This window comes from Streptomyces sp. NBC_00271, from assembly GCF_036178845.1.
In the GTDB taxonomy this organism is placed as follows: Bacteria; Actinomycetota; Actinomycetes; order Streptomycetales; family Streptomycetaceae; genus Streptomyces.
Window position 1 is genome coordinate 6,487,249 of the sequence record NZ_CP108070.1, and the last position, 15,587, is coordinate 6,502,835.

At 70.4% G+C, this 15,587-nt stretch carries 9 protein-coding genes; all 9 read left to right on the forward strand.

Annotated elements, in window-relative coordinates; all coding sequences use genetic code 11:
* Window positions 1-71: 71 nt before the first annotated feature.
* The 9 genes from bldG to tmk all read left to right on the forward strand — a co-directional run bounded on the left by bldG (window position 72) and on the right by tmk (window position 15,563).
* Complete coding sequence (gene bldG, locus OG798_RS29665; RefSeq protein WP_010986038.1) at window positions 72-413, forward strand: anti-sigma factor antagonist BldG; 342 nt, start codon at window positions 72-74, stop codon at window positions 411-413.
* A 117-nt stretch (window positions 414-530) separates the two neighbouring features.
* Window positions 531-965 carry an ATP-binding protein gene (locus OG798_RS29670; RefSeq protein ID WP_328757950.1) on the forward strand — a complete coding sequence of 145 codons (435 nt, stop codon included), beginning with the start codon at window positions 531-533 and terminating at the stop codon, window positions 963-965.
* Window positions 966-1,264: 299 nt separating this feature from the next.
* The gene (locus OG798_RS29675) at window positions 1,265-3,670 is read left to right on the forward strand and encodes a sodium-translocating pyrophosphatase (RefSeq protein WP_097225212.1); all 2,406 of its coding nucleotides are present in this window, start codon (window positions 1,265-1,267) and stop codon (window positions 3,668-3,670) included.
* A 212-nt stretch (window positions 3,671-3,882) separates the two neighbouring features.
* On the forward strand, window positions 3,883-4,467 hold the full coding sequence (locus OG798_RS29680) for a small secreted protein (protein ID WP_095853364.1): 585 nt from the start codon (window positions 3,883-3,885) through the stop codon (window positions 4,465-4,467).
* Window positions 4,468-4,695: 228 nt separating this feature from the next.
* A complete protein-coding gene (locus OG798_RS29685) occupies window positions 4,696-6,225 on the forward strand; it encodes a DUF7059 domain-containing protein (protein ID WP_373561041.1) in 1,530 nt (509 codons plus the stop codon).
* Window positions 6,226-6,381: 156 nt separating this feature from the next.
* Entirely contained in the window at window positions 6,382-8,724 is a 2,343-nt protein-coding gene (locus tag OG798_RS29690) for a serine/threonine-protein kinase (RefSeq protein WP_328757951.1), read from the forward strand.
* Between the two features lie 108 nt (window positions 8,725-8,832).
* Window positions 8,833-9,030 (forward strand): hypothetical protein, encoded by a 198-nt coding sequence (locus OG798_RS29695; RefSeq protein ID WP_095853362.1) that lies wholly within the window; start codon window positions 8,833-8,835, stop codon window positions 9,028-9,030.
* 236 nt (window positions 9,031-9,266) lie between these two features.
* Window positions 9,267-12,080, forward strand: a complete 2,814-nt coding sequence (gene topA, locus OG798_RS29700) for a type I DNA topoisomerase (protein ID WP_095853361.1) — start codon at window positions 9,267-9,269, stop codon at window positions 12,078-12,080.
* Window positions 12,081-12,254: 174 nt separating this feature from the next.
* Window positions 12,255-15,563, forward strand: a complete 3,309-nt coding sequence (tmk, locus tag OG798_RS29705; RefSeq protein WP_328757952.1) for a dTMP kinase — start codon at window positions 12,255-12,257, stop codon at window positions 15,561-15,563.
* Window positions 15,564-15,587 lie beyond the last annotated feature (24 nt).

Here is a 15,587-nt window from a genome sequence, read left to right on the forward strand (position 1 = left end):
CGAACCGTCCCGGGGGCTCTGCCGAGGTGTCCCTTGGGATGACCGCTCGATAGCAAGGTGCTGGAGGATCCGTGGACCTGTCCCTGTCGACCCGTACCGTCGGCGATCGTACGGTCGTCGAGGTCGGTGGCGAAATCGATGTATATACCGCGCCCAAGCTGCGCGAGCAGCTGGTCGAGCTGGTGAACGACGGCAATTTTCACCTTGTCGTCGACATGGAGGGCGTGGACTTCCTCGACTCCACCGGGCTCGGCGTGCTGGTGGGCGGCCTGAAGCGTGTGCGTGCCCATGAGGGCTCGCTGCGACTGGTCTGCAACCAGGAGCGCATTCTGAAGATCTTCCGCATCACCGGTCTCACCAAGGTGTTCCCCATCCACACCTCGGTCGAGGAAGCGGTAGCGGCCACCGACTGACCCCGTCCCCTGGGCGTCACGAGTGATGTGGTGTCCGAGACGGTAGAAGCAATGGACGGGGGACCGGGCCTCGGCGGCCCGGCCCCCTGACAGCACGCCCGTAGTTGAGGGGGATGCATGGCCACCGTTGAACTCCGCTTCAGCGCGCTGCCCGAGCACGTCAGGACCGCCCGACTGGTGGCGGCGGCGGTGGCGCGCAGGGCCGGAGTGGACGAGGCCGTCCTCGACGAGGTCAGACTCGCCGTCGGCGAGGCCTGTACTCGTGCCGTCGGACTGCACCAGAGCAACGGCATCTCGGCGCCGGTGCAGGTGAAGCTGATCGAGGAGGAGAAGCAGTTCTCCATCGAGGTCGGCGACGAGGCGCCGCGTTCGGCGCCCGGTGAGACGGCACCCAGTGCCTCGGGTGATCCGGACATGGATGCCGAGGAGGACGAGATGGGCCTCGCGGTCATCAGTGGCCTCGTCGACGACGTCGAAGTCACCGCCGGGGAGCACGGTGGACTGATCAAGATGAGCTGGCCGACCACGCCGCCGGCCGCGCTCGTTCCCTGATCGCACCCCCGCAACACACTCGAAGGGCCCTGCTCAGCAGGGCCCTTTTTGTATGCCCGCTTCCGGCCGGGGCCCGGCCCGGCCTTTTCGTGAATTAATTCACGATCAATCACGCGATTATTGGATCAAGCGTCAACGCTTTTAGGGCATTACTTCTTTTGGGTTCCATGGATGCCCGTCGATCATTTGCTGATGGGCATGTGAAGGCGAATTCCGCTTACCGGGCACTGTTTTGATCAGGTTCCGGTACCTACAATCCGTCCACATCTTGAGCTCAGCACAGGCGTCAAGGAGGACGAATGGCGGGGCTTTCTACCCCTCATCAGTTTGACCATCCCACAACCTTCGCATCCGCAGTACTGACCAATGACAATCGCTTGATCGTGATGGTCATCGGTGCCGTGGCCCTGGCGGCCCTGGTGGTCGCCGGGGTGCTGGTACGGCAAGTGCTCGCGGCCGGCGAGGGCACCGACAGCATGAAGAAGATCGCGACGGCCATCCAGGAAGGCGCGAACGCCTACCTGGGGCGGCAGATGCGCACGCTCGGTGTATTCGCCGTCGTGGTGTTCTTCCTGCTCATGCTGCTGCCCGCGGACGACTGGAATCAGCGCGCCGGACGATCGATCTTCTTCTTGATCGGCGCGGCGTTCTCGGCGACCACCGGTTATATCGGTATGTGGCTCGCCGTACGCAGCAACGTCCGCGTGGCCGCCGCGGCAAGGGAAGCGACTCCGGCCAAGGGCGAACCCGAAAAGGATCTCACCGCCGTCTCGCACAAAGCCATGAAGATCGCTTTCCGTACCGGCGGCGTCGTCGGCATGTTCACGGTGGGGCTCGGTCTGCTGGGCGCCTCCTGTGTGGTGCTGGTGTACGCGGCCGACGCGCCGAAGGTCCTGGAGGGCTTCGGTCTCGGCGCGGCGCTGATCGCCATGTTCATGCGTGTCGGCGGCGGCATCTTCACCAAGGCCGCCGACGTCGGCGCCGACCTGGTCGGCAAGGTCGAGCAGGGCATTCCGGAGGACGATCCGCGCAATGCCGCGACCATCGCCGACAACGTGGGCGACAACGTCGGCGACTGCGCCGGCATGGCCGCGGACCTCTTCGAGTCGTACGCCGTCACGCTCGTCGCCGCGCTGATCCTCGGCAAAGCGGCGTTCGGCGACTCCGGGCTCGCCTTCCCGTTGATCGTGCCCGCGATCGGCGTTCTCACCGCGATGGTCGGCATCTTCGCGGTGGCACCCCGACGCTCCGACCGCAGCGGCATGTCCGCGATCAACCGCGGCTTCTTCATCTCCGCGGTGATCTCGTTGGTGCTGGTGGCGGTGGCCGTCTTCATCTACCTGCCGGGGAAGTACGCCGACCTCGACGGCGTCACGGACGCGGCGATCAAGGCGAAGGACGGCGATCCGCGGATCCTGGCGCTCATCGCGGTGGCCATCGGCATCGTGCTGGCCGCGCTCATCCAGCAGCTGACCGGCTACTTCACCGAGACCACCCGTCGTCCCGTACGGGACATCGGCAAGAGCTCGCTCACCGGCGCGGCCACCGTCGTCCTGGCCGGTATCTCCATCGGCCTGGAATCGGCCGTCTACACCGCCCTGCTGATCGGCCTCGGCGTCTACGGGGCCTTCCTGCTCGGCGGTACGTCGATCATCCTCGCGCTGTTCGCGGTGGCGCTCGCCGGAACCGGCCTGCTCACCACGGTCGGTGTCATCGTCGCCATGGACACCTTCGGTCCGGTCTCCGACAACGCGCAGGGCATCGCCGAGATGTCCGGCGACGTCACGGGCGCGGGCGCCCAGGTGCTCACCGACCTGGACGCGGTGGGCAACACCACCAAGGCCATCACCAAGGGCATCGCCATCGCCACGGCCGTCCTCGCGGCCTCGGCGCTCTTCGGCTCGTACCGGGACGCGATCCTCACGGCCGCGAACGACGTGGGCGAGAAGGTCTCCGGTCCTGGCGCGCCGCTGAACCTGATGATGGACATCTCGCAGCCCAACAACCTGGTGGGCCTGATCGCGGGCGCGGCGGTCGTCTTCCTCTTCTCGGGCCTCGCGATCAACGCGGTGTCCCGGTCCGCGGGGGCCGTGGTCTACGAGGTGCGGCGGCAGTTCCGCGAGCACCCCGGGATCATGGACTACACGGAGAAGCCGGAGTACGGGCGGGTCGTCGACATCTGCACCAAGGACGCCCTGCGGGAGCTGGCCACTCCGGGTCTGCTCGCCGTCCTGGCGCCCATCGCCATCGGCTTCACGCTCGGCGTCGGCGCGCTCGGCTCGTATCTGGCGGGCGCGATCGGCACCGGCACGCTGATGGCGGTCTTCCTCGCCAACTCCGGCGGTGCGTGGGACAACGCGAAGAAACTCGTCGAGGACGGCCACCACGGCGGCAAGGGCAGCGAGGCCCACGCCGCCACGGTGATCGGCGACACCGTCGGCGACCCCTTCAAGGACACCGCGGGCCCCGCGATCAACCCGCTCCTCAAGGTGATGAACCTGGTGGCGCTGTTGATCGCACCCGCGGTCGTGAAGTTCTCGTACGGCGAGGACAAGAACCTCGGTATGCGCATCCTGATCGCGGTGCTCTCGATCCTGGTGATCGTGGGCGCGGTGTACATCTCCAAGCGGCGCGGGATCGCCGTGGGTGACGAAGGCAACGCGGAACGAGTGTCCAAGTCTCACGACGCCGCGGTGGTTTCGTAGCGTTCGGGTCTTTGGGCAGGTCCCCGCGGGCGGGCGGCACGCAGCGACGTGCCGCCCGCCCGTCGTTCGGGTGTGTTCGCACCCGTGTCGTGAGCCTTCTCTCGTATGGAGCAAATGGCTGCAATAGAGACTAAATCGGAAATTCGCCATAGGGGCGGCGTCCATGCGGCGTGTAAGTTCCGGGGCCGAGAGCCACGGAAGGGACCAAACCGGTGAACAAGAAGCTCACGGCCGCACTGTCCGGCGGTGCGGTACTGGTGCTGGCGCTGTCGGCATGCAGCAGCGGTAGCAGCAAGGACGACAAGCTGGACCCCTGGGCCAAGCAGGTCTGTGACGCGGTGCAGCCGCAGGTCCAGAAGATCGCGGCCGCCAACACCGCGATCCAGAAGGAGACCACGGACCAGAGCGCACCGGCGGACGTGCAGAAGGCCGACTCCAAGGGCTTCCAGGACATCTCCGACGCCTACAAGGCGATGGCTGCCGCCATCGAGAAGGCCGGCCCGCCGGACGTGGACAGCGGCAAGACCAAGCAGGAGAACGCGGTCAAGGAGCTCAACGCCCTCTCCGCCTCCTACGCCGATCTGGGGAAGCAGTCCGACGCGCTGAACACGAAGAACCAGGCGAAGTTCGCGGACGGTCTCGACGGCGTCGCCAAGCAGCTGGAGAAGCTCAGCAAGACCGGGACCGACGCCCTGAAGGAGCTCGAAGCGGGCGACGTCGGCAAGGCGATGGCGAAGCAGGTCAGCTGCAAGTCCGCCGCCTCCGCGTCCGCCTCGCCGGCGACCACCCAGGGCTGACCCCCCGAGGAGCGCCCGGAGAGCGACCGCAGAACGGGATTCGGTCCGGCACCCGGAAAGAGCCCGGTACGCGCGCGTACCGGGCCCGTGGCGCGCGCCCTATGGCTTCCCGGCACAAGCACGGCCCACGGCTCCCCGTACAGCCCCCAGGGCTCCTCGTGCGGGCTTGTCCACATTCGCACGGGCTCTGTCCACAGGTGTGCGTCCCTTTCGGCGGGAGCGGACACAATGGGGTACGTGAGTCACACCAGCCTGTCACCGTTGCCCTCGTCCGACCGCGTCGACGTCGCCGCTCGGCTGCGGGACGCCCTGCTCGGCGCCTCCTTCACCGCTGACGGTCTGCTCGACCTGCTCGGCGCCCCCGCGTACGCGGCGCTGGCGCGCAGCGAGACCGTGCCCGCGCTCCGGGCGACCCGCGGGGACACACCGCTGGAGACGCTCGTACGGCTGTTCCTGCTCCAGCAGCCCGTCCCGCACGCGCGCGTGGCGGACGTGCTGCCGGTGGAGGACTGCCTGGAGAGCGGCTGGCTGACCCGGGCGGGCGCGGACGAGGTCGCCGCGACCGTGGACGTCCGGCCGTACGGCGGGCCCGGCGGCGAGGACTGGTTCATCGTGTCCGACCTGGGGTGCGCCGTCGGTGGCGCGGGCGGCATCGGCAGCCGGGAGGAGGGCGTCGTCCTGGGTGTGGGCGGCGCGTCCACGACCCTGGCCGGCATCACCGTACGTACGCCCGTCTCCTCCGCGCTCGACCTCGGCACCGGCTCCGGGATCCAGGCCCTGCACGCCGCGCAGCACGCCACGCGCGTGACCGCGACCGACCTCAACCCGCGCGCCCTGCACATCACCGCGCTCACCCTGGCGCTGTCCGGTGCCCCGGCGGCCGATCTGCGCGAGGGCTCCCTCTTCGCGCCGATCGCGGACGACGAGACGTACGACCTGATCGTCTCGAACCCGCCCTTCGTGATCTCGCCCGGCGCCCGGCTCACCTACCGCGACGGCGGGATGGGCGGGGACGATCTGTGCCGCACGCTCGTTCAGCAGGCGGGGGACCGGCTCAACGACGGGGGGTATGCGCAGTTCCTGGCCAACTGGCAGCACGTGGAGGGCGAGGACTGGCAGGACCGGCTGCGTTCCTGGGTGCCGCGCGGCTGTGACGCCTGGATCGTGCAGCGCGAGGTGCAGGACGTCACGCAGTACGCGGAGTTGTGGCTGCGCGACGCGGGCGACCACCGCGACGCCCCCGCCGAGTACCAGGCGCGGTACGACGCCTGGCTGGACGAGTTCGAGGCCCGCAAGGTCAAGGCCGTCGGCTTCGGATGGATCACGCTGCGCAGAACGGCCGCCGCCGAGCCCTCGATCACGGTCGAGGAGTGGCCGCACTCCATCGAACAGCCGCTCGGTGAGACCGTGCGCGCGCACTTCGACCGCGTCGACTACCTGCGGGCGAGCGACGACGCTGCCCTGCTCGCCGGTCACTTCAGGCTCGTGGCCGAGGTCGTGCAGGAGCAGGTCGGGCTGCCCGGCGCCGAGGACCCGGAGCACGTGGTGCTGCGCCAGCACCGTGGGATGCGCCGGGCCACCAAGGTGGACACGGTCGGCGCGGGCTTCGCGGGCGTGTGTGACGGCACGCTGAGCGCCGGGCGGATCCTGGACGCCATCGCCCAATTGGTCGGCGAGGACCCGGTGTTGCTGCGTGACCGGACGCCCGCGCAGATCCGGCTGCTGGTGGAGCAGGGGTTCCTTGAGCCCGCGGAGTGAAGGGCTGAGTCGCATGTGCCTGTTCTGACGGGATTGGGCAATATTGATCAGGATTGGTCGGTAAAAGGGCTCCTGTCAGTGGCGCGTGCGAAGCTACCTTCAAGAGACAAGCTCCATGCGTCCTCGGGGGAGGCGCGCTGTCTCGGGGGAGGCGCCATGGCGGGGGAGACGCCGGATCAGGGCGAGGGCAGGATCATCGGCGGCCGGTACCGGCTGCTGCGGACGCTCGGCGCGGGCGGCATGGGGAGGGTGTGGCTCGCGTACGACGCGGAGTTGGCCTGCGAGGTCTCCATGAAGGAGATCGCGCTGCCGGACGTGCCGATGGACGCGGCGGAGCATGGGCAGCGCGTCGCCCGGGCGCGCAGCGAGGCCCGGCACGCGGCGCGGCTGCGCGGGCATCCCCATGTGGTGACCGTGCACGACGTGGTGGTGCACGAGGGACTGCCGTGGATCGTCATGGAGTACGTGCCGGACGCGGTCGATCTGCAGGCGGTCGTACGGCAGTCGGGGCCGCTGTCGCCCGCTCGGGCCGCCCGGATCGGGCTGGCCGTCCTCGACGCGCTCTCCGCCGGACACCGGATCGGGATCCTCCACAGGGATGTGAAACCGGCCAACATCCTTCTGGCTCCCGACTCTTCGGGCGATCCCTACGCGCGCGTACTGCTCACCGACTACGGGATCGCGCTCCAGCCCGAGTCCCGCGAGCCCCGGCTCACCGCCACCGCCGGCATCCTCGGCACGCCCGGCTATCTCGCCCCCGAGCGCGCCCGTGGCGAGCCGCCCACCCCGGCCGCGGACCTCTTCTCCCTCGGCGCCACGTTGTACGCCGCCGTCGAGGGCCGTGGTCCCTTCGACCGGCCGGGGCAGTACGCGACTCTGACGGCCCTGCTCGGCGAGGAACCCACCCCGCCCGTCCGAGCGGGTGAACTGACCTCCGTACTGCAAGGACTGCTCGTCAAGGACCCATTGCGGCGGTCGTCGCCGGAGGCGGTCGCGCGGGGGCTCGAGCGGGTGGCGCAGGCGGCGGCGGGCGGGGTGTTCGGGCCACCGCCGGGGTATCCCGCGGGGCTACCACCGGGGTATCCCGCGGAGCTGCCGCCCGGGTACGTCGCGGGACCGTCGTCCGGGTACGCCGCCGGACCGTCACCCGGGTATGTCGCAGGGGCGCCGCCCGGGTTCGTTGCCGGGGCACCGCCCGGGCATGTCGCGGGCTCGCCTCCGGGAACTCCGCAGACCCCTGGCGTTCCGCCGATCCCTGGCGTTCCGCAGACCTTAGGCGTCCCACAGGCCCCTGGCGTTCCGCAGACCTCAGGCGTCCCACAAGCCCCCGGCGTCCCGCAGACCCCAGGCGCGCCCCCGACCCCGAACACCCCGTACAACCCCAGCACCCCGTACAACCCGAACACCCCGCACAACCCCAACACCCCGCACACTCCACCAGGCGGCCCGGCCGCCCCCGGTGGCCCGCTCGGACCGCCCTCCGGCTCCCCGCCTGCGTACGGCCCTTGGCGCCCGTCCACTCCGAGTGGTGCGTACGAGTGGAACCCGTACGCCGGGACCGGTGCGGCCACCCGGTCCACGGCCGCTCTGCCCCTGCCGCCGGCGCGCCGCAGGAGGCCTCTGGTCCCCGTCGTCGCCCTCGTCGTGGGCGTCCTCCTGGTGGTCGTCGGCGGCACCTGGGCCGCCGTTTCACTCACCGGCGACGACGGCGGCACGAAGGGCGCGACCGCGAAGAAGCGCCCCACAGGGAGCCCGTCGTCGGGACCGACGGAGCCTGTGTATCCGTACGGCGAACAGGTGGGCCTCACCAAGCCGTTGCAGGCCGGCGACTGCGTGAAGGCGGTCTGGTCGGGACCCGCCTTCAAGTCGGCGGTCAACTTGGGCGTCGTCAACTGCGCCAAGGACTGGCCGGACGGCCAGGTCGTGGCCGTCGACACGGCCGACGACTACGCCGATGCTCTCGCCCATGGCGCGCAGCGCTGCACCAGCCAGAGCACGGATACGGCCGACGTCCTGCCCGACGCGGGTGTCTACGCCGTCGCACCGACGAAGGACGGGTTCGGCGTGGCCAAGGGCGGTACGGCGTGTCTCGTGCTCGGACGCCATGTCGCGATAGGCGGCGAAGTGGGGCGGTTCCGGGATGCGGGGGTGAATCTGTGGCCCACTCAGATGGGCACCGGGGACTGCTGGAACTACGCGGAGAAGGGCAAGAGCTTCGAGGCTCACCTGGCGGACTGTGGTGAGCCGCACACCGACCAGGTGATCGGCACCGCGCGGGCCGCGGCGGGCATGGACTACAAGAAGGCCCTCGCCCAGGGAGGCAAGCTCTGTACCAACAAGTTTGCGTCGAGTTGGGCGTCCGACACGGAGCACACCGTCTCCGGTTGGCTGGCCAGTGAAGAGGAGTGGAATCAAGGATTCAACAAAGTCGTGTGCACCGTGAGACGGGTCGACGGTGCGCGGACGAGCGAGCGGATACCCGATCCCGCCACGGTCTGAGCGGTCCATGGGGCGCCGTCTTCCCGGCGTTCACCACAGGTTCGCACGTCGGCTTCCGGGGAGTGGCAACCTCCCCATCCTGGGGCTCCGGGGTGGAGGGACATATCAATGGAAAGCGGACCGGCGATCTTCGTGGGGACGGTGTTCGCCCTGTTTGGAGGCGGACTGCTGGTCTGGACCGCGGTGCGGGTGCGACAGGGCGAGCCCGTCGCCGTCGGTGTGAACCGCGTCGCATCGGCGACGCTCGCCGGCGTCGCCGGAGCTGGTGTGCTGGCGCTCGGGATGTGGTGTTTTACGCGCGCGTGAGAGGCGGCTCTCCGGTAACTGAGAGGTCACGCTCCGGATAGGCCCGAAAAGGCCGCTGGACACTCCGGGCGGCAGGAATGGCGGTAGTCGGGTTACCGTTCGAGTGGCCGTTGCGGGCTTTTCCCGTTTGACACGGGGGCGGGATGTACCGTCACACTCCGCAGCGTCAGCATGACCCGACCCCCGGGACCAAGGCCCGGGGAGACCCCCTGCGTCGACCGGAGAGAAGAGCGAAGTTGTCCCCGACCAGCGACACCGCACACGGCGGCCGCCGACTCGTCATCGTCGAGTCGCCTGCCAAGGCGAAGACGATCAAGGGCTATCTCGGCCCCGGCTATGTCGTCGAAGCGAGCGTCGGGCACATCCGCGACCTCCCCAACGGCGCCGCGGAGGTGCCGGAGGAGTACACCGGCGAGGTGCGCCGCCTCGGGGTGGACGTCGATAACGACTTCCAGCCCATCTATGTGGTCAACGCCGACAAGAAGGCCCAGGTCAAGAAGCTCAAGGACCTGCTGCGCGACTCCGACGAGCTCTACCTCGCCACCGATGAGGACCGCGAGGGCGAAGCCATCGCGTGGCACCTCCAGGAAGTGCTCAAGCCCAAGGTCCCGGTCAAGCGGATGGTCTTCCACGAGATCACCAAGGCCGCGATCCAGGCCGCCGTCGCCAACCCGCGCGAGCTCAACCAGAAGCTCGTCGACGCCCAGGAGACCCGCCGCATCCTCGACCGCCTCTACGGCTACGAGGTCTCGCCGGTTCTGTGGAAGAAGGTCATGCCGCGGCTGTCGGCGGGCCGTGTGCAGTCCGTGGCGACCCGGCTCGTCGTCGAGCGGGAGCGCGAGCGCATCGCCTTCCGCTCCGCCGAGTACTGGGACCTGACCGGCACCTTCGGCACCGGCCGCGCCGGTGACGCCAGCGACCCGTCCAACCTGGTCGCCCGTCTGAGCGCGGTCGACGGAAAGCGCATCGCCCAGGGCCGCGACTTCGACTCGCTGGGCCAGATCAAGGGCGCGAACACGCTCCACCTGGACGAGACGAACGCCCGTGCGCTCGCCGCCGCCCTCCAGGACACGAACTTCGCGGTCCGCTCGGTCGAGTCCAAGCCGTACCGCCGCTCGCCGTACGCGCCGTTCCGCACGACGACCCTCCAGCAGGAGGCCTCGCGCAAGCTCGGCTTCGGCGCGAAGGCCACCATGCAGGTGGCCCAGAAGCTGTACGAGAACGGCTTCATCACGTACATGCGTACGGACTCCACGACCCTCTCGGAAACGGCGATCTCCGCCGCCCGCGCCCAGGTCACGCAGCTCTACGGCGCCGACTACCTGCCGGCCCAGCCGCGGACGTACGCCGGGAAGGTCAAGAACGCGCAGGAGGCGCACGAGGCGATCCGTCCCTCGGGTGATCGTTTCCGCACCCCGGCCGAGACGGGCCTGACCGGCGACCAGTTCAAGCTGTATGAGCTCATCTGGAAGCGGACCGTCGCCTCCCAGATGAAGGACGCGGTCGGCAACTCCGTCACCGTGAAGATCGCGGGCACGGCCTCCGACGGCCGTGACGCCGAGTTCAGCGCGTCCGGCAAGACGATCACCTTCCACGGCTTCCTGAAGGCGTACGTCGAGGGCGCGGACGACCCGAACGCCGAGCTCGACGACCGTGAGCGCCGGCTCCCGCAGGTCAACGAGGGCGACCCGCTGTCCGCCGAGGAGATCACGGTCGACGGGCACGCCACCAAGCCCCCGGCCCGCTACACCGAGGCGTCGCTGGTCAAGGAGCTCGAAGAGCGCGAGATCGGCCGCCCGTCGACGTACGCGTCGATCATCGGCACGATCCTCGACCGCGGATACGTGTTCAAGAAGGGCACGGCACTCGTGCCGTCCTTCCTGTCCTTCGCCGTGGTCAACCTCCTGGAGAAGCACTTCGGGCGGCTCGTGGACTACGACTTCACGGCCAAGATGGAGGACGACCTCGACCGCATCGCGCGGGGCGAGGCGCAGGCCGTGCCGTGGCTCAAGCGGTTCTACTTCGGCGAGGGCGACGCCGCGGGCGCCGCCGAGGCCGGCAACGGCGACGGGGACCACCTGGGCGGCCTCAAGGAGCTCGTCACCGACCTGGGCGCCATTGACGCCCGTGAGGTGTCGTCCTTCCCGGTCGGCGACGGCATCATGCTGCGTGTGGGCCGCTACGGCCCGTACATCGAGCGCGGCGAGAAGGACTCCGAGCAGCACCAGCGCGCGGACGTGCCCGAGGACCTGGCCCCGGACGAGCTGAGCATCGAGCTCGCGGAGGAGCTGCTCGCCAAGCCGAGCGGCGACTTCGAGCTCGGTACGGACCCGGAGTCGGGCCACCAGATCATCGCCAGGGACGGCCGCTACGGCCCGTACGTCACCGAGGTGCTCCCCGAGGGCACCCCGAAGACGGGCAAGAACGCCGTCAAGCCGCGTACCGCCTCCCTCTTCAAGTCGATGTCGCTCGACACGGTGACGCTCGGCGACGCCCTCAAACTGATGTCCCTGCCGCGCGTCGTCGGCAAGGACGCCGAGGGCGTGGAGATCACCGCGCAGAACGGGCGCTACGGGCCCTACCTGAAGAAGGGCACGGACTCGCGCTCCCTGCAGTCCGAGGACCAGCTCTTCACCATCACCCTCGAAGAGGCGCTGGAGATCTACTCCCAGCCCAAGCAGCGCGGGCGAGCGGCCGCCAAGCCGCCGCTCAAGGAGCTGGGCGAGGACCCGGTCAGCGGGAAGCCCGTCGTGGTCAAGGACGGCCGTTTCGGGCCGTACGTGACCGACGGCGAGACCAACGCGACCCTGCGCTCCGCCGACAGCGTCGAAGAGATCACTCCGGAGCGCGGCTACGAGCTGCTGGCGGAGAAGCGCGCCAAGGCTCCCGCCAAGAAGACCGCGAAGAAGGCGGCCGCCAAGAAGGCTCCGGCCAAGAAGGCCCCCGCCAAGAAGACGGCCGCAAAGAAGACGACGACTTCGAAGACGGCTGCCAAGAAGGCTCCGGCCAAGAAGGCCGCTGCCAAGAAGACGGCGGCTTCGGAGAACTGAGGTCCGGGCTCGCGGCCCCCGTCAGGACGCGGCCCCCGTCAGGACGCGGGCCCTGTCAGATTCAGCGGTCTCTGTCAGATTCAGATGTGGACGCCTCTACACCTTTCGGTGTGGGGGCGTCCACATGTTCGGGCACCCCTACGGGCAGTCAGTGGGGCCGGATAGGCTTGCAGAATGACGCGAGCCGAGCAGCCAACGGCCCACACTCCGGCCCCCGACGACGCCCTGGTCGCGGATTCCCGCGAGCGCGCCGTCCGCGCGCTGCTGCGCCGACCTCAGCTGAAACGGTTGTGGAGCGCCCACCTGGTGGGCGGTGTCGGTGACGCCCTGGCCCTGCTCGTGCTGGTCATCCTCGTCCTTCAGGCGGCGATCGCGGAGGGTTCCTTCGGCGGTGGCTACCGCGGGGTCGCCCTCGCCGTGGCGGCCGTCTTCGGGGCACGCATTCTGGCCACGCTGCTCTTCGGAGCCGTACTCCTCGGGCCGCTCACCTCGCTGACGTCCCAGGAGGGGCCGCTCGACCGGCGCTGGACCATGGTCGGAGCCGACGGACTGCGCGCCGTGCTCATGCTCATCGCGCCCCTGTGGATCGACTGGACCCCGGACAACGCACTCGCCGCCCTCCTCGTCCTCGCCTTCGTGACCGGCGTCGCCGAGCGCTTCTGGACGGTGTGCCGGGAGAGCGCGGCGCCCGCGCTGCTGCCCGCGCCGCCGCTGGAGGGCGCCACCGTACGCCCGCTGCCGGACCACCTGGACGCGCTGCGGCGCCTGTCACTGCGTACGGCCTTCGTGGCGGTGCCGATCGCGGCCGCCACGCTCGTCGTGGTGTCACTCGTCAGCAACCTGCTGGGTGCCGGGATCGCCTGGTTCGACCAGCACCAGGGGGCGCTCGCCTCGTACGTCGCCGCCGGACTGTTCGCCGCCTCGCTCTCCGTGCTCACGTCCCTCGAACTGCCCGACACCCGCACCCCGCGTGCGCGCTCGCCCCTGGAGGGCCTGCGCCGCCCCAGGACGGGCACGGGCGTCGACAACGGCCGTACGGGCGCGATCCCGCTCCTGGTGCTCGCCTGCGCGGCCGTCGCCGCGGCGATCGCCGCCGCTGTCGCCGTCTCCGTGCTGCAGGCCAAGGACCTGGGCGGCGGACCGGTCATGTACGGCCTGCTGGTGCTGGCGCTGACCGGGGGTGTCGTCATCGGCATCCGGACGGCCCCCTCCGTGCTGCCGTCGCTGTCGCGGCGCAGGCTGCTCTCGCTGGCGATCGCCTTCACTGGGATCGCGCTGCTGGCCGCCGGCCTGGTCCCGGACGTCACCACGGTGCTGCTGATCGCCGGCCTCGCGGGCATCGGCGCGGGCGTCGCCGCGAACACCGGGCACGCGCTGCTCGACCAGGAGACCGAGGAGTACCGGCGGGCGCGTACGACGGAACACCTGCACGCGGTCGTACGGGTCTCCGTGGCGCTCGGTGCCCTGCTGGCGCCCGTGGTGGCCGCGGCGATCGGCCCGCACCGGCTCGAGAACGGCAAGTTCGTGTTCGCGCACGGAGGCGCCGCCTTCACACTGATGCTGGTGGGCGCCCTGCTGCTGCCTGTCGCCGCCCTGGTGCTCGCCAAGGTCGACGACCGCTCCGGAGTGCCGCTGCGGCACGACCTGCTGGACGCGCTGCGCGGCGGCGACGACCCGGTGCAGAAATCCACCGCGAACGGGTTCTTCATCGCCCTGGAGGGCGGCGACGGGGCCGGGAAGTCGACGCAGGCGGAAGCGCTCGCGGAGTGGATCCGCGCCAAGGGCCACGAGGTCGTGGTGACCCGCGAGCCGGGCGCCACGCCGGTCGGCAAGCGGCTGCGGTCGATCCTGCTGGACGTGTCGTCGGCGGGCCTGTCGCACCGTGCGGAGGCGCTGCTGTACGCCGCCGACCGCGCCGAGCACGTGGACACGGTGGTGCGGCCCGCGCTGGAGCGGGGTGCCGTCGTCATCTCCGACCGCTACATCGACTCGTCGGTGGCCTACCAGGGAGCTGGCCGGGACCTTTCTCCGACCGAGATCGCCCGCATCAACCGATGGGCGACCAACGGACTGGTGCCGCATCTGACGGTGCTCCTCGACGTCTCCCCGGAGGCGGCTCGTGAGCGCTTCACGGAGGCGCCCGACCGGCTCGAGTCGGAGCCGGTCGAGTTCCACACGCGCGTGCGGTCCGGTTTCTTGACGCTGGCCGCCGCCGACCCGGGCCGGTACCTGGTCGTCGACGCCGCCCAGGAGCCCGAGGCGGTCACCACCGTCGTCCGGCACCGGCTCGACGTGATGCTGCCCCTCTCCGAGGCCGAGGTGAAGGCCCAGGCGGAGGCACGCAAGGCGGCCGAGGAGGAGGCCCGGCGCAAGGCCGAGGAGGAGGCCGCCCGCAAGGCCGAGGAGGAGCGACTGGAGCGCGAGCGCCAGGAACAGCTCGCCCGGCTGCGTGCGGAGGAAGAGGAGCGCAAGCAGCGCGAGCTGGAGGAGGCGCAGCGGCGCGAGGCCGAGCGCCAGGCGGAGGAGGCTCGACAGCGCGCCGAGGAGGCCCGTCGCCGGGCCGAGGAGGAGCGGGCGCGGCTGCTGGCCCAGGAGCAGGCCCAGGCCGCCGAGCAGGACCGGCTGCGCAGGCTGGCCGAGGAGCAGGCACGGCTGCGGGCCGAGGCCGAGGAGCGCCGTCTGGAGAAGCAGCGCAAGGCCGAGGAGGCGTTGCTGCGGGCGGAGGAGGCGCGACGGGCCGCGACGGAGACGGCGGCAGCGGCGGCGGCGGCCGCAGCCACGGCGGCTTCGACGTCTGCTTCGACTGCGGCTTCCGCTTCATCGCCTACGTCGGCTCCTGCTTCCGGTTCGGTGCCTGTGGGTTCTGGTGAGCCGGCGGCCGTGGGTCCCGTGGCCGACAACGAGACGACGGTGCCCACGCCGGTCGTGACGCCCCCGAGCACCCCGGGCGGCTCGGTGGACGAGACGACGGTGCTGCGGCCCGTGCGCTCCGGAGAGAGCCGCGAGCGTTCCCGCTCCGACTCGGAGGAGACGGCCAAGCTGCCGAAGCCGCCCGTGCCCGAGGCGGCGGCCGAGAAGACGGCCGTGCTCCCGCCGGTGGTTCCGGGTGCCGCGGACGAGACCGCCGTGCTGCCGCCGGTGGCGCCGGGCGCGGCCGACGAGACGGCGGTGCTTCCTCCGGTACGCGACGGGGGTGCGGGTGCCGCCCCGGATGCCGGTGCGAGTGATCCCGCGAACCGGGTGCCTCCGGGCTTCTTCCGGGACGAGCGGCCCGCGCCCCGGCCCGAGAGGGCCGGTGACCGTACGCGCGAGCTGCCCCAGGTCGATGCCGAGGGCGCACCGCGTCGCCGCCCCCGTTCCGACTGGGCGGAGGAGACCCCGCTCGACGACCTCCCGACCCTGGCGGACGAACTGCTGGGCCCGCGTGACGACGACGAGCAGGACGACGGGCGCGAGGGACGGGGCGGTCGCCGCCGTCGCTGAGGTCCGGGGACCCGTTGTCAGTGG

What these genes read in the sequence shown, in the direction of transcription:
- OG798_RS29670 (WP_328757950.1), top strand. Translation starts at nt 531, where the DNA reads ATGGCCACCGTTGAACTCCGCTTCAGCGCGCTGCCCGAGCACGTCAGG.
- OG798_RS29675 (WP_097225212.1), top strand. Translation starts at nt 1,265, where the DNA reads ATGGCGGGGCTTTCTACCCCTCATCAGTTTGACCATCCCACAACCTTC.
- OG798_RS29685 (WP_373561041.1), top strand. Translation starts at nt 4,696, where the DNA reads ATGGGGTACGTGAGTCACACCAGCCTGTCACCGTTGCCCTCGTCCGAC.
- OG798_RS29690 (WP_328757951.1), top strand. Translation starts at nt 6,382, where the DNA reads ATGGCGGGGGAGACGCCGGATCAGGGCGAGGGCAGGATCATCGGCGGC.
- OG798_RS29695 (WP_095853362.1), top strand. Translation starts at nt 8,833, where the DNA reads ATGGAAAGCGGACCGGCGATCTTCGTGGGGACGGTGTTCGCCCTGTTT.
- tmk (WP_328757952.1), top strand. Translation starts at nt 12,255, where the DNA reads ATGACGCGAGCCGAGCAGCCAACGGCCCACACTCCGGCCCCCGACGAC.